At 46.8% G+C, this 22,427-nt stretch carries 19 protein-coding genes; 17 read left to right on the top strand and 2 right to left on the bottom strand.

Going from position 1 to position 22,427, the window contains the following annotated elements:
* Positions 1-33: 33 nt before the first annotated feature.
* Positions 34-864: a type I methionyl aminopeptidase gene (gene map, locus K5Q99_RS01200; protein WP_281422414.1), complete on the bottom strand. Its 831-nt coding sequence runs from the start codon at positions 862-864 to the stop codon at positions 34-36.
* A gap of 283 nt (positions 865-1,147) precedes the next feature.
* Here map and rpsB point away from each other — a divergent pair, with 283 nt between their 5' ends.
* The 17 genes from rpsB to tilS all read left to right on the top strand — a co-directional run bounded on the left by rpsB (position 1,148) and on the right by tilS (position 21,136).
* Entirely contained in the window at positions 1,148-1,876 is a 729-nt protein-coding gene (gene rpsB, locus K5Q99_RS01195) for a 30S ribosomal protein S2 (protein WP_037458301.1), read from the top strand.
* 120 nt (positions 1,877-1,996) lie between these two features.
* Positions 1,997-2,848, top strand: coding sequence for a translation elongation factor Ts (gene tsf / locus K5Q99_RS01190; RefSeq protein WP_220775783.1), 852 nt, complete (start codon positions 1,997-1,999; stop codon positions 2,846-2,848).
* A gap of 68 nt (positions 2,849-2,916) precedes the next feature.
* Complete coding sequence (gene pyrH / locus K5Q99_RS01185) at positions 2,917-3,654, top strand: UMP kinase (protein WP_106650021.1); 738 nt, start codon at positions 2,917-2,919, stop codon at positions 3,652-3,654.
* Between the two features lie 21 nt (positions 3,655-3,675).
* On the top strand, positions 3,676-4,233 hold the full coding sequence (frr, locus tag K5Q99_RS01180; protein ID WP_106650022.1) for a ribosome recycling factor: 558 nt from the start codon (positions 3,676-3,678) through the stop codon (positions 4,231-4,233).
* Between the two features lie 82 nt (positions 4,234-4,315).
* A complete protein-coding gene (gene uppS / locus K5Q99_RS01175) occupies positions 4,316-5,143 on the top strand; it encodes a polyprenyl diphosphate synthase (RefSeq protein ID WP_106650023.1) in 828 nt (275 codons plus the stop codon).
* A gap of 20 nt (positions 5,144-5,163) precedes the next feature.
* Entirely contained in the window at positions 5,164-6,021 is an 858-nt protein-coding gene (locus tag K5Q99_RS01170) for a phosphatidate cytidylyltransferase (RefSeq protein WP_220775782.1), read from the top strand.
* A gap of 4 nt (positions 6,022-6,025) precedes the next feature.
* Entirely contained in the window at positions 6,026-7,216 is a 1,191-nt protein-coding gene (ispC, locus tag K5Q99_RS01165; protein ID WP_220775781.1) for a 1-deoxy-D-xylulose-5-phosphate reductoisomerase, read from the top strand.
* 39 nt (positions 7,217-7,255) lie between these two features.
* Positions 7,256-8,626 carry a sigma E protease regulator RseP gene (gene rseP, locus K5Q99_RS01160; protein WP_106650026.1) on the top strand — a complete coding sequence of 457 codons (1,371 nt, stop codon included), beginning with the start codon at positions 7,256-7,258 and terminating at the stop codon, positions 8,624-8,626.
* Positions 8,627-8,657: 31 nt separating this feature from the next.
* Entirely contained in the window at positions 8,658-11,141 is a 2,484-nt protein-coding gene (bamA, locus tag K5Q99_RS01155; RefSeq protein WP_106650027.1) for an outer membrane protein assembly factor BamA, read from the top strand.
* Positions 11,142-11,205: 64 nt separating this feature from the next.
* A complete protein-coding gene (locus tag K5Q99_RS01150; RefSeq protein WP_011846353.1) occupies positions 11,206-11,703 on the top strand; it encodes an OmpH/Skp family outer membrane protein in 498 nt (165 codons plus the stop codon).
* Positions 11,704-11,706: 3 nt separating this feature from the next.
* Complete coding sequence (gene lpxD / locus K5Q99_RS01145; RefSeq protein WP_106650028.1) at positions 11,707-12,732, top strand: UDP-3-O-(3-hydroxymyristoyl)glucosamine N-acyltransferase; 1,026 nt, start codon at positions 11,707-11,709, stop codon at positions 12,730-12,732.
* Between the two features lie 31 nt (positions 12,733-12,763).
* Positions 12,764-13,228 (top strand): 3-hydroxyacyl-ACP dehydratase FabZ, encoded by a 465-nt coding sequence (fabZ, locus tag K5Q99_RS01140; RefSeq protein ID WP_106650029.1) that lies wholly within the window; start codon positions 12,764-12,766, stop codon positions 13,226-13,228.
* Complete coding sequence (gene lpxA, locus K5Q99_RS01135) at positions 13,225-13,995, top strand: acyl-ACP--UDP-N-acetylglucosamine O-acyltransferase (RefSeq protein WP_106650030.1); 771 nt, start codon at positions 13,225-13,227, stop codon at positions 13,993-13,995. Before fabZ ends, lpxA begins: the two co-directional genes overlap by 4 nt.
* Before the next feature lie 220 nt (positions 13,996-14,215).
* A complete protein-coding gene (gene lpxB / locus K5Q99_RS01130) occupies positions 14,216-15,394 on the top strand; it encodes a lipid-A-disaccharide synthase (RefSeq protein WP_220775780.1) in 1,179 nt (392 codons plus the stop codon).
* Entirely contained in the window at positions 15,394-16,026 is a 633-nt protein-coding gene (gene rnhB, locus K5Q99_RS01125) for a ribonuclease HII (RefSeq protein ID WP_220775779.1), read from the top strand. Before lpxB ends, rnhB begins: the two co-directional genes overlap by 1 nt.
* Positions 16,027-16,190: 164 nt before the next feature.
* Positions 16,191-19,664, top strand: coding sequence for a DNA polymerase III subunit alpha (gene dnaE, locus K5Q99_RS01120; protein ID WP_220592478.1), 3,474 nt, complete (start codon positions 16,191-16,193; stop codon positions 19,662-19,664).
* A 41-nt stretch (positions 19,665-19,705) separates the two neighbouring features.
* A complete protein-coding gene (gene tilS / locus K5Q99_RS01115) occupies positions 19,706-21,136 on the top strand; it encodes a tRNA lysidine(34) synthetase TilS (protein ID WP_220775778.1) in 1,431 nt (476 codons plus the stop codon).
* 281 nt (positions 21,137-21,417) lie between these two features.
* On the opposite strand, the gene dgcS is transcribed toward tilS, so the two are convergent.
* Positions 21,418-22,308, bottom strand: a complete 891-nt coding sequence (dgcS, locus tag K5Q99_RS01110) for a diguanylate cyclase DgcS (protein ID WP_220775777.1) — start codon at positions 22,306-22,308, stop codon at positions 21,418-21,420.
* Positions 22,309-22,427 lie beyond the last annotated feature (119 nt).

Raw genomic sequence — 22,427 nt, 5'->3', positions numbered from 1 at the left:
CGAGTCCCTTGTTTTTATGCTTGTTAGTTTGGCCTATCGCTCGTGATTGATGATACGCGGGAAATCTTCATCCTCACGCAGAGTCAGTACTTCAACCCCTTTTTCTGTTACCAGAAGAGTGTGTTCCCACTGGGCAGAGTTTTTTCCGTCTGAGGTGGTCACCGTCCACTTATCATCACGATCGAGTATGGTCGTGTGGCGACCGGCATTGATCATAGGTTCAATGGTGAAACACATGCCTGGGCGTAATACTGTGTTATCGCCGTTACGGTAGTGCATGACCTGAGGTTCTTCATGGAAACCCGAGCCAATACCGTGGCCACAATAATCTTGCACGATGGAATATTTCTCAAGGCCTGTTTTGCTTGCTTTGATGAATTTTTCGATAGTATTGCCAATTTCACCCAGTTTTAAACCTGGACGCACCTTGCGAATGGCTAAATACAGGCTTTCTTGCGCGATGCGGCACAGGCGTTTGTCCTTAGCGCTCACTTCACCAATTAAAAACATCATCGAAGTATCACCGTGATAGCCGTCTTTGATCACTGTGATGTCGATATTGAGAATATCGCCTTCTTTCAATGGTGGGTTATCGTTCGGAATACCGTGGCAAATCACATTGTTTACTGAAGTACAAATGGACTTAGGAAAACCATGGTAGTTAAGCGGCGCCGAAATCGCACCTTGCTCTTCGGTATATTTGGCGCAGAGATCATTGAGTTCATTGGTGGTCACGCCCGGCTTAACATACGGGGCGATCATTTCTAATACCTGTGCGGCGAGTTTGCCCGCAGCACGCATTTTTTCAATTTCTTCAGCTGTCTTGATGACTATACTCATTGCGTTTTCTCTTGTGTCTTTAATGTCTGTTGGCCACGCAACCTAATGCAAAAATTTGTGCTTTAGGGCTATTTATGGTATAAAGCGCGCCGTTATGTTTAAGTCTTGATGAATTGCCTAAGCCAGCATTTGCTCTGTTTAGATACTTGCAAGACTAAAGATGGCGGCCATTATACATGGCTATTTGTCTAAATACTAAATCACACACGTGTCGACACATTCTTCGGGGTGCCCTCAGCTGTTAACTGCGGGGTCGAAGACATGGGATACGTGGAGGTCTAACCCCCTAAATTTTAAGGTAATAGAAATGACTACAGTTTCAATGCGCGATATGCTTCAGGCCGGTGTCCACTTCGGTCACCAAACCCGTTACTGGAACCCAAAAATGAAGCCATTCATTTTCGGTGCTCGCAACGGTGTTCACATCATCAACCTTGAGCATACTGTGCCAATGTTCAATGAAGCGCTGGCTTTCATCAGCAATGTAGCTTCAAAGAAAGGTAAAGTATTATTCGTTGGTACTAAACGTGCTGCTGGCGAAGCGATCAAAGAAGCTGCTCTGTCTTGTGACCAGTACTATGTTGATCACCGCTGGTTAGGCGGTATGCTGACTAACTGGAAAACCGTTCGTCAGTCAATCAAACGTCTGAAAGAACTGGAAAGCCAATCAGTAGATGGTACTTTCGACAAGCTGACCAAGAAAGAAGCGCTGATGCGTACTCGTGAGCTTGAAAAGCTGGAAAAATCTTTAGGTGGTATTAAAAACATGGGCGGCCTGCCAGACGTATTATTCGTCATCGGTGCTGACCATGAGCATATCGCTATTAAAGAAGCTAACAACCTGGGTATCCCTGTTGTTGCAGTTGTTGATACTAACTCTGCGCCAGATGGTGTTAACTACATCGTTCCTGGTAACGACGACGCTATGCGTGCCATCCGCCTGTACACTACTTCTGTTGCTGCTGCTGCTAAAGCTGGCCGTGGTCAAGATTTGGCTGTTCAAGCTGAGCAAGACGGTTTCGTAGAAGCCGAATAATAATAAGGCGGGATGAGTTTCATCACCCTTATTAACCAAGATTTTTGATTGGTTAACAGGGGCCATTCGGCCCCTGTTTTATATCTGCAAATTAGTCGATTTTTTATAGAGGATTTAACAATGGCAATTACTGCTGCCCAAGTTAAAGAACTGCGCGACCGTACTGGCGCAGGCATGATGGATTGTAAAAACGCTCTGACAGAAGCTGACGGCGACATGGAGTTAGCGATTGACAACATGCGTAAGTCTGGCGCTGCTAAAGCGGCTAAAAAAGCGGGTAACATCGCTGCTGACGGTACTATTTTAATCAAGAATGGCGAAGGTTTCGCTGCTCTGTTAGAAGTTAACTGTCAAACTGACTTTGTTGCTAAAGATTCTAACTTCTTAGGCTTCGCAAACGCAGTGTTAGATGTTGCTGCAGCATCTAAAGTGACACTTGAAGATTTAAAAGCACAGTTCGAAGATGCACGTGTTGCTCTAGTAACTAAAATCGGTGAGAACATCAACATTCGTCGTGTTGAGTACATCGATGGTGCAAACCTGTCTTCATACCGTCACGGTGAGCGCATTGGTGTTGTTGTAGCCGGTGAAGCTGACGAAGAAACCTTAAAGCACATCGCAATGCACGTTGCTGCTTCTAAGCCTGAATTCGTTAATCCAGAAGATGTGCCTGCTGATCTTGTTGCAAGAGAGCAAGCACTGCAAATCGAAATCTCTATGAACGAAGGCAAATCTGCTGAGATCGCTGAGAAGATGGTTCTGGGTCGTATGAAGAAGTTCACCGGTGAGATTTCTCTGACTGGCCAAGCTTACATCATGGAACCAAAGAAAACTGTTGGCGAAGTTCTGAAAGAGAAAGGCGCTACAGTGACTAACTTCATTCGTTTAGAAGTTGGTGAAGGTATTGAGAAGAAAGAAGAAGATTTTGCAGCTGAAGTTGCTGCTCAAATCGCTGCTTCTAAAAAGGCTTAATCGCCAACGCTAAATACCCCCAAGACCGTGGCATTCGCTGCGGTCTTGTTATAACCAGGATAAAAATTATGAGCACCAATCCAAAACCCGCATTTAGACGCATTCTTCTTAAATTAAGTGGCGAAGCACTGATGGGCGACGAAGGCTTCGGCATCGACCCTAAAGTATTAGATCGCATGGCTCAGGAAGTGAAAGAGCTGGTTGAACTGGGTATTCAGGTGGGTGTGGTTATTGGTGGTGGCAATCTGTTTCGCGGTGAAGGCTTAGCAAAAGCTGGCATGAACCGTGTGGTGGGCGATCACATGGGTATGCTGGCAACGGTTATGAACGGCTTGGCAATGCGCGACGCCTTGCACCGTGCCTATGTTAATGCCCGTCTGATGTCAGCTATCCCGTTAAAGGGTGTGTGTGACGATTACAATTGGGCTGAAGCGATCAGCTTGCTAAAATCTGGCCGAGTGGTTATTTTTGCTGCCGGTACAGGTAATCCATTCTGCACGACCGATTCTGCGGCCTGTTTACGCGGCATTGAAATCGAAGCTGAAGTCGTGTTGAAAGGGACGAAAGTCGACGGTGTATACTCCGAAGACCCAATGAAAAACCCAGACGCCGTTAAGTATGATGAAGTCACTTATGCGGAAATTCTGGAAAAAGAATTAAAAGTAATGGACTTAGCAGCCTTTACTCTGGCGCGTGATCACGACATGCCTATTTTAGTCTTCAACATGAACAAACCTGGCGCTCTTCGCCGCGTTATCATGGGTGAAGAGGAAGGCACGCTGATCAGAGCAAAAAAAGTTATTTAATGACCAAGAAGGACATTTAACGTGATTGAGAACATTAAGAAAGATGCGCAAGAACGCATGGGTAAATGTGTAGAAGCGACTAAAAACCAAATGGCGAAAGTACGTACAGGTCGTGCTCACCCAAGCCTGCTTGATTCAATTCAAGTGTCTTACTACGGTACTATGACACCACTGAACCAAGTGGCAAACGTGGGCGTTGAAGATTCACGCACTCTGTCTGTGACTGTATTCGATCGTAGTGCTATCCAAGCCGTTGAAAAGGCCATTATGAGCTCAGATTTAGGTCTGAACCCTATGTCTGCTGGCGCGACCTTGCGTATTCCATTACCCGCGCTGACGGAAGAGCGTCGTAAAGACTTCATCAAAGTGGTGCGTAACGAAGCCGAAAACGGTCGTATCGCTATCCGCAACGTACGTCGTGATGCCATTTCTGAAGTGAAAAAGCTTGAGAAAGCTAAAGAATGTACAGAAGATGACGTTCGTCGTAGCGAAGAAGAAGTACAAAAGTTCACCGATGCTCACATTAAAAAGGTTGATGAGATTTTAGCAGCCAAAGAAATTGAGTTGATGGAAGTCTAATCTCAAGTTCGATAAGCTAGAGTTGATGCGCCGTGTAGGGGTATACTACACGGCGTTTGTCTATTTTAAAGGGCTGTATTAGATGTCATCCACAGTGGAACTTGATCCGCACCCTAGGACGAGTGAGAGTGATTTATACACTCAAACGACCTTGCCGGGACAATTACCCGAACTCGTGAAACAGTCGTTACCTAAGCATGTCGCCATTATTATGGATGGCAATGGGCGTTGGGCACAAACCCAAGGTAAGCCACGAGTGTTGGGGCATAAGGCCGGTGTTAAGGCCGTTAGAAGAGCCGTAAGCACGGCAAGCCAATTGGGTATTGAATCGCTAACGTTATTTGCATTTTCTAGCGAGAATTGGCGTAGACCCGATAAAGAAGTCAGCTTGCTGATGGAATTGTTTTTTACCGTATTACAGCGTGAAATTAAATTGCTGCATAAGAATCAGGTTAAGCTGAAGATTATTGGCGATATCAGCCGTTTTTCTGCGCGATTACAGAAGCAAATTGCTGCCGCGCAAGAGAAGACATCAGGTAATACCGGCTTAGTTTTGAATGTCGCCGCTAACTATGGTGGCCGTTGGGACATACTTCAAGCAGCCCAAAAATTAGCGGAAAAGGTTGAAACTGGCGAAATGACCAGCAGTCAGTTCACCGAAGAAGCCTTAAGTGCACATTTGTGCATGCAAAATCAGAGTGAAGTTGATTTAATGATCCGCACGGGCGGGGACTGTCGCATCAGCAATTTTGTGCTGTGGCAGGCGGCCTATGCAGAATTGGTGTTTACCGACACCCTTTGGCCTGATTTCGATGAACAGGCTTTTCATGAAGCGATTGCCATTTTTGCAAGTCGCCAGCGCCGCTTTGGTTTGACTGGAAGTCAGATTGATGAGATGCGTGCATTGTAAAACCTCATGAGGGATTTTTTTTGCTAAAACAACGAATAATAACAGCAATTTGGTTAGTTCCATTAGTTTTGGGGGCGATATTCTTGCTCCCTGCCAGCTACTTCGCTTGGGCTTTGGTCGGCGTCTTTCTCATTGCAGCAAAGGAATGGGGAAGAATTATCGATAATCAGTGTGATGTGACTCAGTGGAGCTTCACCTGTACGGTCGGTATCTTGTTGGTGGCACTGAATCTGATTGTGCCCATCGATGCGGTTTGGTTAAGCCATCAATTACACCCTATCTATTTAGCCATTCTCTATATTGGCGCACTTTGGTGGTTAGCCTCACTATTATTAGTGGTGACTTATCCTAAGAGCGCTAAGTTTTGGCAAAAAAATCCTATGTTTAAGTCCATGTTTGGACAGTTAACCTTAATCCCTTGCTTTGTCGCTCTTATCGCGCTCAAATCTATTGGTTCACAAGCTTCGCCTTATTTTGGCCCAGTATTGGTATTTTTGGTGATGTTGATTGTGTGGGCTGCCGATTCTGGCGCTTACTTTGTTGGTAAGGCGATAGGTAAAACCAAACTAATGCCCGCGGTGAGCCCAGCGAAAACGCTTGAAGGCCTACTCGGTGGTTTAGCAACCACCATGATAGTGGTTGCGATTGTGATGTATTATTCGCCTGAGCAAGAACTGGGCTTAGTTGTGGCAGTAACCTTATTTGTTGCCTTAGTGTCAGCAGTGGGGGATTTATCTGAAAGTATGTTTAAGCGTGCGGCCTGTATCAAAGATTCTGGCACCATTTTGCCAGGTCACGGCGGCGTACTAGATCGCATCGACAGCCTGACCGCAGCCTTGCCGGTGTTTACCCTGATCTACATTGCATTCTGGATGTAACGCTATGCAAAATATGGTGATTTTGGGTGCTACCGGCTCTATAGGTGCCAGTACCTTAAGTGTGATCTCAGCGAATCCACTCGCTTATCGCGTGTACGGACTAGTGGCTAACGCCAGCGTCGATAAGATGCTCGCACTTTGTGTTGCTCACAGACCAAAAGTGGCGCATATGGTGGATGAAGCGGCAGCAAAACAGTTGCGTGCCGTTTTACCCGCGACGCTCAATATCCAAGTCACCACAGGCATCAATGATTTACTCGGTTTAGTGACCGCTGCCGAAGTGGATACTGTGATGGCGGCGATTGTTGGGGCTGCAGGGCTAGTACCGACGCTTGAAGCCGTAAAGGCGGGTAAGCGGGTATTACTGGCCAATAAAGAAGCCTTAGTCATGTCAGGTGAGCTGTTTATTGAGGCGACTAAGCGCTCTGGTGCTGTGCTCTTGCCTGTGGATAGTGAGCATAATGCCATCTTCCAATGTCTCCCCCAAGAAGTGCAAGCCAACCTTGGCCGTTGTGACTTAGCGGCATCGGGTATTTCCCATATTCTGTTAACCGGTTCTGGTGGGCCTTTCCTGCGCTCGGATTTGGCGACACTGGCCGCCATGACGCCAGCTCAGGCTTGTAAACATCCTAATTGGTCCATGGGACCTAAAATCTCCGTCGACTCCGCCACTATGATGAATAAGGGCTTAGAGTTTATTGAGGCGCGTTGGTTGTTTAACACTCAGGCTGAGCAACTGAAGGTGGTTATCCACCCGCAAAGCGTGATCCACTCTATGGTGCAGTACCTTGATGGTTCGGTTATTGCTCAAATGGGTAACCCAGATATGCGCACACCGATTGCCCATTGCATGGCTTATCCGCAAAGAATTCATTCTGGCGTTGAACCTTTAGATTTTTTCAAAGTCGGACAGTTAAGCTTTTATGAACCTGATTTTGAACGTTTCCCCTGTTTGGCTCTGGCAATGGACGCGTGTGCCCAAGGGCAAGAGGCGACAACAGTGTTAAATGCTGCCAATGAGATTGCCGTTGAAGCATTTTTACAGGGGCAAATTGGCTTTACGCAAATTGCAAAAGTGAACGAAGCTTGTTTAGTGACTGTGCCTAAGTGCCCTATGGGCAGCATAGAAGATATTTTAGCCTTAGATGCGCAAACCCGCGTCTATGCGCGTGAGACCTTAGCAAGCATCGCTTAGCAATGGCTGAATGATTAAATCAATGACGTAAGGAGTGGGATGTTAGATTTTTTATGGAACTTAGGTTCTTTTATCGTTGCACTGGGCCTGTTAATCACAGCCCACGAATACGGCCATTTCTATGTCGCGCGCCGTTGTGGTGTCAAAGTCGAACGTTTCTCCATAGGTTTTGGTAAGGCGATTTGGCGCCGTGTCGGTAAAGATGGCACTGAATACGTGTTAGCCATGATCCCACTCGGTGGTTATGTCAAAATGCTCGATGAGCGCGTTGAAGATGTTCCCGATGAATTAAAAGATCAAGCATTCAATCGTAAAACCGTTTGGCAACGCATTGCGATTGTGGCTGCTGGCCCGATTGCGAATTTCATTTTTGCTATTGTTGCCTTGTATTTCATGTATTTGATTGGTGTGCCCTCACTGAAACCTGTTATCACATCGACAACGCCTGGGACAGCCGCCGCGCAAATCCAAGTTACTGAGCCCATGCAAATTACGGCCATTTCCGGTCAGGCTGTGCGTAACTGGGAAGAGGTGAATTTAGCCTTAGCGGGCCACATAGGCGATGAAAGTCTGAGTGTATCGCTGACACCTGTTAACGGTTTACAGGGCTTAGATTCCAGTGTGCGCTCTTATACTTTAGATACCCGCAATTGGCATTTTGATCCTGAAAAAGAATCACCGATTACCACTTTAGGTTTAGGGATTTATCGCCCTGAAATTGTCCCGACAATAGCTGCAATTAGCCCTGACAGCGCCGCTGCGAATAGTGAGCTGAAAGTCGGCGATACCTTAGTGGCGATAAATGGTAAAAATTATTCCGATTGGCAGGCTTTTGTTGACATTATTCAACATTCTGCCAATGTGCCTGTGAGCTTAACTGTGCGTCGCAATGGCGAGCAGTTTAACGTGGCAGTGACACCGTTAAGCAGTAAAAACGCCGATGGCCAAGAGATAGGTATGCTGGGGGTGAGCCCAACCCAAGCGCCATGGCCAGACAATATGCGTTTACAACTTGAATATGGACCAATCGATTCTTTCGGCATCGCAGCGGATAAAACATGGCAACTTGTTGCTGTGAGCTTTAAGATGATTGGCAAATTATTTACCGGCGATGTGTCGGTGAAAAACCTGAGTGGACCCATCTCGATCGCACAGGGTGCGGGCAGTAGTGCAAACTATGGTCTGGTCTATTTTCTCGGGTTCCTCGCGCTCATCAGCGTCAATTTAGGCATCATTAACTTGTTGCCTTTACCTGTGCTCGATGGGGGACACCTGCTGTATTACTTTATTGAAGTAATAACTGGTAAACCTGTACCTGAAAAGGTGCAGGAAATAGGATTCAGATTTGGGGCAGCAATACTGCTGATGTTGATGAGCATTGCGCTCTTCAATGATTTTGCCCGACTCTGAGCAAGGACAGACTAATAATTAGAAGTGCTCTATGAGATTGAATAAACTTTTTGCCTCGATGTTATTCGTCGGTGCGTCGTTTTCAGGGACTGTGTTGGCTGATACTTTCCAACCGTTTGAAGTGACCGACATCCAAGTTGAAGGTTTGCAGCGAGTTGCACTCGGTGCTGCCCTGTTAAGCTTACCAGTAAAAGTAGGTGACACTGTTGACCAGTTAAGAATTCAACAAGCGATTAAAAGCTTGTATGCATCGACTAACTTTGAAAATGTCTCCGTGAGCCGAGATGGCGGCGTATTAGTGGTGAAAGTCACTGAACGTCCCACCATCAGTGCCGTGACATTTGATGGCAACAAAGACATTAAAGACGAACAGTTGCAGGAAAGTCTGGACGGTTCTGGCGTTAAAGTCGGTGAGTCGCTCGATCGCACTATGTTGACCGGTATTGAAAAGGGTCTGCAGGATTTCTACTACGGCGTGGGTAAATACGGCGCTAAAGTGGAAGCTCAAGTGATCAACTTGCCCCGTAACCGGGTTGAGCTGAAATTTAAGTTCACCGAAGGTTTAGCGGCCGAAATCCGCCAAATTAACGTGGTCGGTAATCATGAGTTCACCGATGCTGAGTTGATTGGCATGTTGGAACTTAAAGATTATGTGGCTTGGTGGGATCTGTTTGGCGAACGCCGTTATCAGAAGCAAAAGCTGCAGGCCGATCTCGAGACCATCAAAACCTATTATCACAATAAAGGTTATATCCGCTTTGAAGTCACCTCGACGCAAGTGGCGATGACGCCTGACCGTAAAGGTTTATATATCACCATCAACGTAGATGAAGGTGAGAAATATAAAGTTAAAGAAGTAAACCTGACGGGTGATTTGATGGGCCGTGAAGAGTTGATGAAATCAATTCTGCCAATCAAAGCGGGTGATATGTACAACGGCGGCGATGTGACTTTCACCGAAGAAATGTACAGCAAATATTTAGGCCGCTTCGGTTATGCCTACCCAGAAGTCAAAACCTACCCAGAAATTGATGATAAGACCAAAGAAGTGACATTAAACATCAATGTTAAACCGGGTAAACGTGTTTACGTTCGTGCGATTAACTTCACTGGTAACACAGTGACCAAAGATGAAGTGATGCGCCGTGAACTGCGTCAGATGGAAGGGGCTTGGTTAAACTCTGCACAAGTTGAGCAATCTAAAGCGCGTCTTAACCGTTTGGGCTTCTTCGAAACTGTTGACACTGAAACCATTCAAGTGCCAGGTACCGATGATTTAGTCGATGTCGCAGTGAAAGTGAAAGAGCAGCCGTCTGGCTCATTCAACGCTGGCGTAGGTTATGGTACTGAATCAGGCCTGAGCTTGCAGTTTGGTGTGCAGCAAAATAACTTCTTAGGCACAGGTAACCAAGCTGGTGTGAGTTTGAGCACCAACAAGTACTCTAAGAACGTTAACTTATCCTATACCGATCCGTATTGGACGAAGGATGGCGTGAGTTTAGGGGGTAGCGTTTATTGGAGTGAGTTTGACGCCAATGAAGCTAACTTAGAACGTTATAAAAACAGTTCTTACGGTGTGGCATTGAACTCGGGTTTCCCGATCAATGAATACAACCGTATCAACGGTGGCATCGGCTATCGTCATAACACGATTTCTGAAATTTCCGCCTACGAGCAAGCGCGTCGTTTCTATAACATCTATCGTGATAACGATCCAAATGCGGACTTAAGTTTCGATAACTTTGAATTGAGTTTGGGTTGGTATCGTAGCACCTTGAACCGTGGCACTTTCCCAACAGACGGCTCGTCTCAGCGTTTGAACGGTAAAATGACTTCGCCAGGATCTGATTTACAGTACTTTAAGACAGACTTTGACACTAACTTCTATTTCCCTATCAACCGTAGTCAGAGCTTCGTGCTTTTGGCCCGTGGTCGATTAGGTTATGGCAACGGTTATGGTCAGTTTAACGATAACGATCAAATTCTGCCTTTCTGGGAAAACTATTACTCGGGTGGTAGTAGCTCTCTACGTGGCTTTAAGTCAAACTCGGTCGGTCCTCGCTCCTTCTATATGTATAGTGGCAGCGAACCTTGCTTCGATCCATCCGGCGATGGCTGTAACTTCCCTCAGCCGGATCCTGATAGTATCCAAGTGAGTTCTGGTCGCTCAATCGGTGGTAATGCCCTTGCGACAGCGAGCATGGAGTTGATTGTCCCAACACCATTCTTGGATGAGGCTTACACGAATTCAGTACGTACGAGTTTCTTCGTTGATGCGGGTAACGTCTGGGATACTGAGTTTGACTACGATTTTTATAAAAATAGCTTGCCAGCAGACGAGTTTGCTAAGTTACAGGACTACAGTGATCCAGCACGCCTGCGCGCCTCTTGGGGCTTAAGTGTGCAGTGGTTATCACCTATGGGTCCTATGGTGTTTAGCTTAGCGTGGCCGATTAAAGAATACGAAGGCGACCAAACAGAGATATTCTCTTTCAATATTGGCAAAACTTTTTAAAAGGCATACACTCGGCAAGTTTTGCTGACAATAACAAGGTAACAAGGAGTTTATTTTGAACAAGATGGTAAATCGCGCGCTGATGACGTTAGTTTTGTTAGGCGCGCCGTTAATGGCACATGCTGAGAAAATTGCCGTAGTGGATATGGGCGCTGTGTTCGAACAGCTGCCACAACGTGAACAGATCTCTCAATCTCTGAAGAAAGAGTTTGGCGATCGCATGGCTGATGTCCAAAAAATGCAAGAAGAAATGCGCTCTCTGATGGAGAAGCAGCAACGTGACGGTGCGTTAATGAACGATGCACAAAAAACGGAACTGGTTCGTAAAATGGAATCGCTAAAATCTGAATATCAGTTAAAAGGCAAAGCATTGGATGAAGACTTACGTCGTCGCCAAGGTGAAGAGCAAAATAAACTGTTAGTTAAAGTGCAAAAAGCCATCAACACTATCGCTGAAAAAGACCAATATGATTTGGTATTGCAACGTGGTGCAGTCATTTATGTTAAGCCTAACGCTGACATCAGTGGCAAAGTGGTTGAAGCCTTAAGCAAAGGCAAGTAATAGATGAATAGTGTGACTTTAAAAGAGCTAGGCCTGTTATTAGACGGTGATATCCAAGGCGACGAAACGCTAGTTATTAATAGTGTGGCGACCTTAGAACATGCCAAAGCGGGTCAAATCTCTTTTTTAGCCAACAGTAAATATCGCTCTCAGCTTGAGGAAACTCAAGCGAGTGCGGTGTTATTGTCAGCTAAAGATGCGCAGGATTATCAAGGTACTGCGTTAATTGTAAAAGATCCTTACGTTGGTTTCGCCCGTGTTGCCCAGTACTTGGACACTACGCCTAAAGCGGCGGTGGGTATCCATCCTTCGGCTCAAATAGACGCTTCTGCCCATATAGGTGAAGGTGTTGCGATTGGGGCGAATGCGGTTATTGGTGCGAACGTTATTTTAGGTGAAGATGTCCAGATAGGTGCCGGTGTTGTGCTTGGACAAGATGTGGTTATTGGCTCAAAAACGCGTTTATGGGCTAATGTTACCGTCTATCACGATGTGCATTTGGGGCAAAATTGTATTATCCATTCGGGTGCCGTATTAGGCTCAGATGGTTTTGGTTATGCCAATGAACGCGGCCAGTGGATTAAAATTCCACAAACGGGCGGCGTTCGTATCGGCGATCGGGTTGAGATAGGTGCGAATTCAACGGTAGATCGCGGTGCATTAGGCCATACCGAGATCCACGATGGGGTGATTATCGATAACCAAGTACAAATTGCCCATAACGATATTATCGGTGAAAATACCGCAATCGCTGGTAGTACGACTATCGCTGGCAGTGTGACTATTGGTAAATATTGCATTATTGGCGGTAGTTGTGCCATCGCAGGTCATTTGAGCATTGCCGATGGTGTGCATGTGTCTGGTGCTACCAATATTACCACTAATATGCGTGAGCCCGGTTTATACTCTTCTGCCACAGTGGCAATGGACAATAAACTTTGGCGTAAAAATACAGTTCGTTTCCGTCAGTTAGATGAACTGTTCCAGCGTGTTAAAACGTTGGAAAAAAATTTAAAAACACCAGATTAATTGCTCCAAGGCAATTTGAGGAACTCGGTTCGTGTCTAATCAAATGAACACTATGGATATTAAAGAAATACTTAAATATCTACCCCATAGATATCCATTCCTATTGATCGATCGTGTGCTTGATTACACTCCTGGTGTTAGTCTGCAGGCGATCAAAAACGTTTCAATAAATGAGCCATTTTTTCAGGGACATTTCCCGGTTCAGCCTGTGATGCCAGGCGTGCTTATTTTAGAAGCCATGGCGCAGGCAACTGGCCTGTTAGCCTTTAAAACCATGAGTAGTGATGTGCCACCTCCAGGGGTGTTGTATTACTTTGCTGGTATCGACAATGCGCGTTTTAGACGTGTGGTTGAGCCAGGAGATCAAATCCATTTTGATGTCAAAATGATTAAAGAGCGCCGCGGGATTGGCGTCTTCTACGGTGAGGCCAAAGTGGATGGTGAAGTGGTTTGTTCCGCTGAAATCATGTGTGCCCGCAGAGAGATTAGTCAGTGATAGATACATTAGCGTTTGTGCATCCCGATGCAAAAATTGGCAATAACGTCACCATTGGCCCTTGGACCTATATCGGTGCAGGCGTTGAAATTGGTGATGATTGTTGGTTGAGTTCCCATGTGGTTGTTAAAGGTCCAACGATTATCGGCAAAGGTAATCGTATCTTTCAATTCGCCTCAGTAGGCGAAGAATGCCAAGACAAAAAATACGCTGGTGAACCCACACGACTGATCATTGGCGACAATAACGTCATCCGTGAGCACGTGACTATTCACCGTGGTACAGTTCAAGATAACAGTGAAACCCGTATTGGGTCGAATAACCTGTTTATGAACTATGTGCATATCGCCCATGACTGTGTGGTCGGCGATAATGTAATCATGGCCAATAACGCTTCTATCGCGGGTCATGTACACGTGGGTGATTGGGCGATTTTAGGCGGTATGACAGGTGTTCACCAATTTGTGCATATCGGTGCCCATGCGTTTACTGCAGGGTGTTCTTTGGTGCTGCAGGATGTGCCTCCCTTTGTGATGGCGGCGGGTCAGCCGACGATTCCACGCGGTTTAAACAGCGAAGGCATGAAACGTCGTGGTTTTTCTAAAGAAAGCCAGCTGGCGGTGCGTCGTGCTTATAAAACCTTATATCGCAGCAGCTTAACAGTTGACGAAGCGATGGAAGCCCTAGCTGAAGATGCACAGAGCGATGAGCAAGTGAAATTGTTCCTTGAATTTGTAAAGTCATCGAGTCGCGGCATTATTCGCTAACTTGATGACCACACGACATCAAAAGGGCATTTTTATGCCCTTTTGTATTATTGGCTTAAGCCTATTGGGTGGTTAGACGTTGTCGTTAGTAATGTCCTTGTGCATTCAACCATCAATGAGCTTAATCATTAATTTACAGCAGTATGGCTTGGCATGATGCGTTTTAGCTGTTGTTCGCCCCGTCATCCAATGTCATTCATTCATGAGACATGATTGGTTTATGAGCAATAAAACTCCATTAGTGTTTGCCATGGTTGCCGGAGAACTCTCGGGCGATATTTTAGGCGCAGGTTTAATGGCGGCGCTGCAAAAGACTCATCCCGATGCGCATTTTGTCGGTATCGGTGGTCCCCGCATGGAAGCCCTTGGCTTTAAATCCCTGTTTGCGATGGAAGAACTCGCCGTGATGGGCATTGTTGAAGTGCTATCCCGTTTGCCTCGTTTATTAACAGTACGTGCCTCCCTGATTAAAGAGATTACCGCGCTTAAGCCCGATTGTTTTATTGGCATTGATGCACCGGACTTTAATATTGGTCTTGAGCTTAAACTCAAAGCGCGCGGCATTAAGACGGTCCATTATGTGAGTCCGTCCGTGTGGGCGTGGCGTCCAAAACGGATATTCAAAATCGCCAAGGCTACTCATATGGTGTTATCGCTGTTGCCCTTTGAGAAAGCCTTTTACGATCAGCATCAGGTGCCTTGTACCTTTGTGGGTCATACTTTGGCTGACGATATTCCTTTCCAAAGTGATAAAGCTGCAGCCCGTGCCTTGCTTGGATTAGATGCCGATGCTGAATACTTAGCGATTCTGCCCGGTTCCCGTGGTGGAGAGCTAAAGCAACTGGCTGAGCCTTTTGTGAAGGCGGCTTTACTGATTAAACAGAACTTCCCTGATATACGTTTTGTGACCCCGCTGGTGAATCAAAAACGCCGTGACCAATTTGAGCAAGCACTGAAGGATTTTGCGCCTGATCTTGAAATCCACATGATTGAAGGCCAGTCCCGTGAAGTGATGGCAGCGGCCGATGGCATTTTATTGGCCTCGGGCACTGCGACGTTAGAAGCCATGTTGGTCAAGCGTCCTATGGTGGTGGCTTATCGTGTTAGCCCTATGACCTATTGGATTGCTAAGCGCATGATGCAGGTCGAGCGTTTCTCGTTACCGAATCTACTGGCTGGAAAAGATCTCGTCCCTGAGCTCATTCAAGAAGATTGCACGCCAGAGAAAATAGCTGCGGCGGTCACAGTCGAGTTAAATCGAGATTTTACGCCGCTCAAAGCTGAGTTTGATGCCCTGCACCAAGTGTTACGCCGTGATGCGAGTTTAAAAGCCGCTGAAGCGGTAATGGCACTGGTTGAGCCTAAACATACTCAGGCTAAATCGCCGGAGGCTAATTAGTGGCAACCTATAAAAGTTTAACTGAAGCCGATTTGCTGGCCTTTTCGACGGGGTTGATTGCCGGAGTGGATGAAGTCGGCCGTGGCCCCTTAGTCGGCGACGTCGTCACTGCCGCAGTGATTTTGGATCCGAGCAAGCCCATCAGTGGCCTGAATGATTCTAAAAAACTCACTGAGAAGCGCCGCGAAACCCTGTTCGATGAGATTTGTGATAAAGCGTTGTGTTATCACGTTGGCCGCGCCAGTCCTGCTGAAATCGATGAGCTGAATATTCTGCACGCCACTATGTTGGCGATGCAGCGCGCGGTTGCTGGGCTTAATATTGCCCCTGAGCTTGTGCTTGTGGATGGTAATCGTAGCCCCATCTTTATTGCCCATAATGGCGTCTCGCTTACCAGTCACAGCATCATTAAAGGTGATGGTTTAATTGCCAGTATTAGTGCTGCATCGATTATCGCGAAAGTGACGCGGGATCGTGAGATGGACGTGCTCGATGCTGCTTATCCGCAATATGGTTTTGCTCAGCATAAAGGCTATCCGACTAAGGCGCATTTTGAGGCCATCGCCGAACATGGTGTGTTTGACCAGTACCGTAAAAGTTTCAAACCCGTCAAAGCATTACTGGGACTGTGAGCGCTGATTTTTAGCATTTGACCCAAACAAGCCGAAATAGGTATCTTGAGGTTGTTTGGGTATATAGTTGCCGTTATCCTGCAAAGTCACTGGCTCTGGCTGCGTGACTTTGTTAGGCTGCTTTCTAGTTATTGTTAACCTGCTATTCAAAGATAATCCTAATTATGTCCGATCCTCGTTTTGTGCATCTTCGTGTCCACAGTGACTTCTCTATGACCGATGGCGTGGCCAAGGTTAAGCCAATTTTGGCGCAGGTGGAAGCGCAGGGAATGGCGGCTGTCGCCCTGACTGATCAAAACAACTTTTGTGGTTTGGTGAAGTTTTACAGTGGTTGCCATGGTGCGGGGATTAAGCCGATTATCGGCGCCGATTTTTGGATGCAAGTGCCCGGATTTGAAGGCGAATTATGCGCCTTGACCATCATTGCGATGAACAATGTCGGTTATCAGAATCTCACCCAAATTATCAGTCAGGCCTATTTGCGTGGCCAAGTGGCTGGCCGTGTGGTGATAGATCAAGAGTGGTTACTCACCTATAACGAAGGCATTTTGCTGTTATCGGGCGCCAAAGAAGGCGATCTGGGTAAGGCGCTGCTCAAGGGCAATGGCACTCAAGTTGAATCTTTATGTGAGTTTTATCAAACCCATTTCGCCGATCGCTATTTTCTTGAACTTATCCGCACTGGACGCCCAGACGAAGAGCGCTATCTGCACATGGCTGTGGCCTTAGCGCAGGAGAAAGGGATTCCCGTGGTCGCCACCAATCAGGTGGTGTTCCTTAAACCTGAAGATTTCGACGCCCATGAAATTCGCGTCGCTATCCACGATGGCTTTACCCTTGCCGATCCTCGCCGACCTAAAAAATACAGTGAACAGCAGTATTTGCGTAGCGAAGAGGAAATGTGTGAACTATTCGCCGACATTCCTGCGGCGTTGGCGAACAGTGTCGAAATCGCTAAACGCTGTAATGTGACGATCCGTTTATACGAATATTTCCTGCCCAACTTCCCGACGGGCGATATGTCCATCGAAGACTTTCTGGTCGATTGTTCGAAGAAGGGTCTTGAAGAGCGGCTTGAGTTTTTGTTCCCTGATCCTGAGGTGCGCGCCGAGAAACGCGGTGAATACGACGAGCGCCTCGATATCGAACTCAAAGTGATCAACCAGATGGGGTTCCCAGGTTACTTCTTGATCGTAATGGAGTTCATTCAATGGGGTAAAGATAACGGTATTCCAGTCGGGCCTGGTCGTGGCTCGGGCGCGGGTTCACTCGTGGCCTATGCGCTTAAGATTACCGATTTAGATCCATTGGAATTTGACTTACTGTTCGAGCGATTCCTCAATCCAGAGCGGGTTTCCATGCCCGACTTTGACGTCGACTTTTGTATGGATAGACGTGATGAGGTTATTGACCACGTGGCCGAATTGTACGGCCGTGAAGCGGTATCGCAAATCATCACCTTCGGAACTATGGCGGCAAAAGCGGTTATTCGCGACGTTGGCCGTGTGCTGGGTCATCCCTATGGTTTTGTTGACCGAATTTCTAAACTCATTCCACCAGAACCAGGCATGACGCTGGCGAAAGCGTTTGAGGTTGAGCCTGCACTGCAAGAATCCTATGATGCCGATGAAGATGTCAAAGATCTGATCGACATGTGCCGTAAGCTCGAAGGTGTGACCCGTAACGCCGGTAAGCACGCGGGTGGTGTGGTGATTGCACCGACAAAAATTACCGATTTTGCGCCGCTCTATTGCGACGCTGAAGGTAAAAACCCAGTAACCCAATTCGATAAAAACGACGTCGAAACTGCAGGTCTGGTTAAATTCGACTTTTTGGGTTTACGTACTTTGACTATCATCGACTGGGCACTGGAGATGGTGAATAAGGTCGAAGTCAAAAACGGTCGTCCGCCTGTGCGTATTGAAGCGATTCCGTTAACGGATCCTGCGTCGTTCCGCCTGCTGCAAAAGTATGAAACCACAGCAGTATTCCAGCTCGAATCCCGCGGTATGAAAGACTTGATTAAGCGTCTGCAGCCCGACTGTTTTGAAGACATGATCGCACTGGTTGCTTTGTTCCGCCCAGGTCCGTTGCAATCGGGCATGGTCGATAACTTTATCGAGCGTAAGCATGGGCGCGAGGAAGTATCTTATCCAGATTCTCAGTACCAGCATGAATCACTAAAAGAACTGTTATCGCCAACCTACGGCATTATTCTGTATCAAGAGCAGGTAATGCAGATAGCGCAGGTGCTGTCGGGTTACACCCTTGGCGGCGCCGATATGCTCCGCCGTGCTATGGGTAAGAAAAAGCCCGAAGAGATGGCCAAGCAGCGCAGCATTTTTAAAGAAGGCGCAATCAATAACGGCGTCGATGGCGACTTGTCGATGAAGATCTTCGACTTAGTGGAAAAGTTCGCCGGCTACGGTTTTAACAAATCTCACTCAGCCGCCTATGCGTTGGTGTCTTATCAGACCTTATGGCTAAAAACCCATTATCCTGCGCAGTTTATGGCGGCGGTAATGTCGGCCGATATGGACAACACAGATAAAATTGTGACCTTGGTCGATGAATGTGAGCGTATGGGGCTACCGCTCATTCCTCCGGATGTGAACAAAGGCTTGTTCAAATTTACCGTTGATGATGATCTGCGCATTGTTTATGGCATTGGTGCCATTAAAGGTGTAGGTGAAGGCCCAGTTGAATCGATTTTAGAGGCGCGTAAGGATGGCCCCTTCGTGGATCTATTCGATTTTTGCGCCCGTATCGATTTGAAAAAGCTCAATAAGCGCGTGATTGAAAAGCTTATCTGCGCGGGCGCACTCGATACTCTTGGACCGCATCGTGCTTCTATGATGGCCACCTTGCCCGAAGCGATTCGCGCCGCCGATCAACACGCTAAAGCTGAGGCGATTGGTCAACACGATATGTTTGGTTTGCTCAACAGTGAACCCGAAGATAGTAAGCAGCAGTTTGTTGAATGCACCCCTTGGCCGGATAAAATTTGGCTTGAAGGCGAGCGTGAAACCTTAGGCTTGTATTTGACCGGTCATCCGATCAATCAATATTTAAAAGAGCTTAAGCATTACACGTCCGGTCGTTTGAAAGATGTGCATCCGACCGAACGCGGTAAAACCGCTAAGGCTGCGGGGTTAGTGGTGGCGACACGCGTGATGCTGACTAAGCGCGGCTCGAAAATGGGCCTGTTGACGCTTGACGATAAGAGCGCGCGTCTTGAAATCATGTTGTTTACCGAAGCCTTTGAAAAGTTTAATCATCTGCTGGAGAAAGACCGCATCCTCATTTGTGAAGGTGAGGTGAGTTATGATGATTTTGCCGGCGGCAACCGTATGACGGCGCGTAACATCATAGATATCAGTGAGGCGCGCAGCCACTTTGCTAAGGCGCTAGAAATCGATATGGATGGCAGTGAGTTAACGCCATCTGCCCTTGATACCTTCGAGCAAGCCTTAAGCCCGTGGCGTAATGGCGCTGTGCCTGTGGTGATCAACTACACTCAAGCCCAAGCCAAAGGTCAGTTTAGGTTAGCCGATGCTTGGCGAGTGAATCCGACCGATGACTTGATGCTTTCGCTCGAATCGCTGCTCGGGCCAAACAAGGTGCGAATTTTATTCTAATGTTGGTGAATGTCTTAGGTGCAAACAGATGAAGTTAACCTATGTCGGCTAAGCTTTACGAGCCATTGGCAGTTGGCGATCTCAGCATGCATATCAGTGCTTTTTTGGCTGCGCAATCCTTAGCGCCTGACTGCAAGTTAGTGCTGGCTTACAGTGGCGGGGTTGATTCCGAAGTCTTAGCCTTTGGCTTAAGTCAGTTTGCGCGGCAACATCCTAAGTTTAACTATCAGTTGGTGTATGTGCACCATGGCCTAAGCGATAACGCTGATGCTTGGGCGCAGCATTGTCTTGAGCGCGGTCAGCATTATGGTTTACCCGTGACGGTTGAGCGAGTGACAGTTAATCACGGGCCCAGATTGAGCCTTGAAGCCGAAGCGCGAAAAGTGCGTTATCAAGCGATTGAACGGCATTTAAGCGCTAATGATGTGTTGCTGACGGCCCACCATGAAGACGATCAGCTTGAGACTATCTTACTGGCGCTCAAACGTGGTCAGGGTCCTAAAGGGCTGGCGGCCATGGGACAAGTTCAAGCATTAGCGCAAGGCAGACAACTGCGGCCGTTGTTGGATATCAGCCGTGAGCAGATTGAAGCCTACGCAAAACAGCAAGGCTTAGTGCATATCGAAGATGAAAGTAATCAAGACGATAAGTTCGATCGTAATTTTTTACGTTTAGAAATAATTCCCCGTTTAAAAGCGCGCTGGCCGAGTATTGCGACAACTGCGAGTCGTAGCGCGGCATTGTGCGCCGAGCAACAGGCAACGTTGGATTTACAGGTGAGTGAACGTTTACCTTTATGGTTAACCCAAGCGCCTTACCATACTCAAAGTGTATTTAAGCTCGAGGGTTTTGCCGAGCAGTCAGCCGACTGGCAAGCGTTACTCTTGCGGGGATTTATCGAATCACAAGGTTTTGCCTTGCCCTCAAAGGTGCAGCTTAAGCAGATCATCACTCAGCTGTTAACCGCAAAAGATGATGCTAAAGTGCATATTCGAGTGGGTGAGTGTGAAATCCGCCGCTTTGCTAATCAAGTGTATTTATTTAAGTATCAAACTCACAAACGTCACACTCAGCCTGTGAGTTGGACGTTGCCACAGCATTACTTTATTTCTTTATTACAGGGAGATAGTGCCGAATTAGTCGTGTCGCCAGCGGGCATAGCAAATGGTGAGCAGATTAGGCTGATAGTGACAAAGCAAGGGGCTAGAGCCCGCTTTCCTCAGCCAGATGAAGTGGTGAGTGTGCGTTATCAACTCGCGGGGCAATATCGCTGTCATCCCCATTCCCGTGGCAAGGGCCGAGAATTAAAGAAACTATGGCAAGAGTTTGGCGTGCCGCCTTGGGTACGTGAAAAGGTTGGTTTTGTGTTTTATAACGAGCAACTGGTGATGGCGATTGGGCTCTGGGTTGAAAAAAGCTTTATTGTTGAGCAGAATGAACTAGGTTTGCAGGTGCTTCAAACTTCTATTTAAGTGCTTGTTTAAGCTTTTTTTCAAGAGCTTGTTTAAGTGCCTGTTGGCGAAGCAAGGGGGGTGGGTTGGGAGTTATCGCTGGAGTTTTTGTGAGTGGTTGCAGCATTATTCTTTTGAAGTAGGAAAGCAGCAAAGTAAGAAAGCGTAGGTCGCAGCACGTCAGTTTGATTCGAATCTTCCTTGAGATCTACCTTAAGATAGTAATCTTCCTTTTGTTTTGAACCTTCACAGATTACGCGCTGCGAGTTTGTTATCGCATTTCATTTGGCATCCTTGCGCGTCTAAACTAATTGATTTTGGCTGAGTTTATAGCAGTTACGTCCCGCGGCTTTGGCTTGATAAAGCGCCTTATCGGCAAGTTCATAAAGTTGTTCGGCTTCAATGGTATCGTGTGATTCTGCCACACCTAAGCTACAGCTCACCCCAAATTGAGTGAAACTAGTGTGCAGATTGATGGCCGAGACAATCCGTTCGCACAATAGGCCTGCCGCATGAATATTACCTTGGACAATAATCACGAATTCGTCACCACCGATACGGAAGGCTTGATCCGTATTACGTATGGTTGCACGAATGATGTCGCCAAATTCCTTCAGAATATAATCACCGCATTTATGGCCGAATTTATCATTTAGCTGTTTAAAGTTATCTAAATCGAGCACTATGAGTGCAACAGAACCTTGTTTTCTATGGGCTCTGGCGGTCGCATTGTTGATGCTTTGACTGTAGTAATGGCGATTACCTAAGCCAGTGAGCGAGTCAAACATGGCCTGCATCGACATTTCTTGATATTGCATCGCATTTAATAACGGTTGCAATAACAGCGGTTCAATATCCTGTAAGTTTGAGGCTTGTGATGGCGTTAGTGGCGTCAATAACTGGTATTGGATCGTCAGCGGCAAACCTGCACATATCAGCTGTCGTTTGACGCTGATACCATAACGTTTGCCCCAGCTGAATTTGTGCTCTCCATAGGTTAAGCGCACGCCTTGGATCGGCAAGTGTTGTCCCAGCACTTTGCCATAGCAGGCAAAGACTATCCTAGGATCTAAACTGGCATGCAGTTGTTGGATCACTTGTATCAAGTCCAATGGATTATCATTGGGACTATAATGTTCTGTTTGATAGCGATATTCGTCGGGATACAGCTCGGTCGCTAGGCCAAAGTCCATAATCATCACTCCAGCAAATGTTAGTGCGATACATCTCTTATCTAGTCTAAGCAAATACCGTGCCGCAATATTTGTTAATAAAATTTGTCTTTGTTAGTCATTCAGTTAAGCTTAAAACT

Origin of the sequence: Shewanella hafniensis (genome assembly GCF_019655335.1) — a bacterium.
GTDB classification, from domain to species: Bacteria; Pseudomonadota; Gammaproteobacteria; order Enterobacterales; family Shewanellaceae; genus Shewanella; species Shewanella hafniensis.
This window is presented reverse-complemented; position numbering and strand designations above follow the sequence as displayed.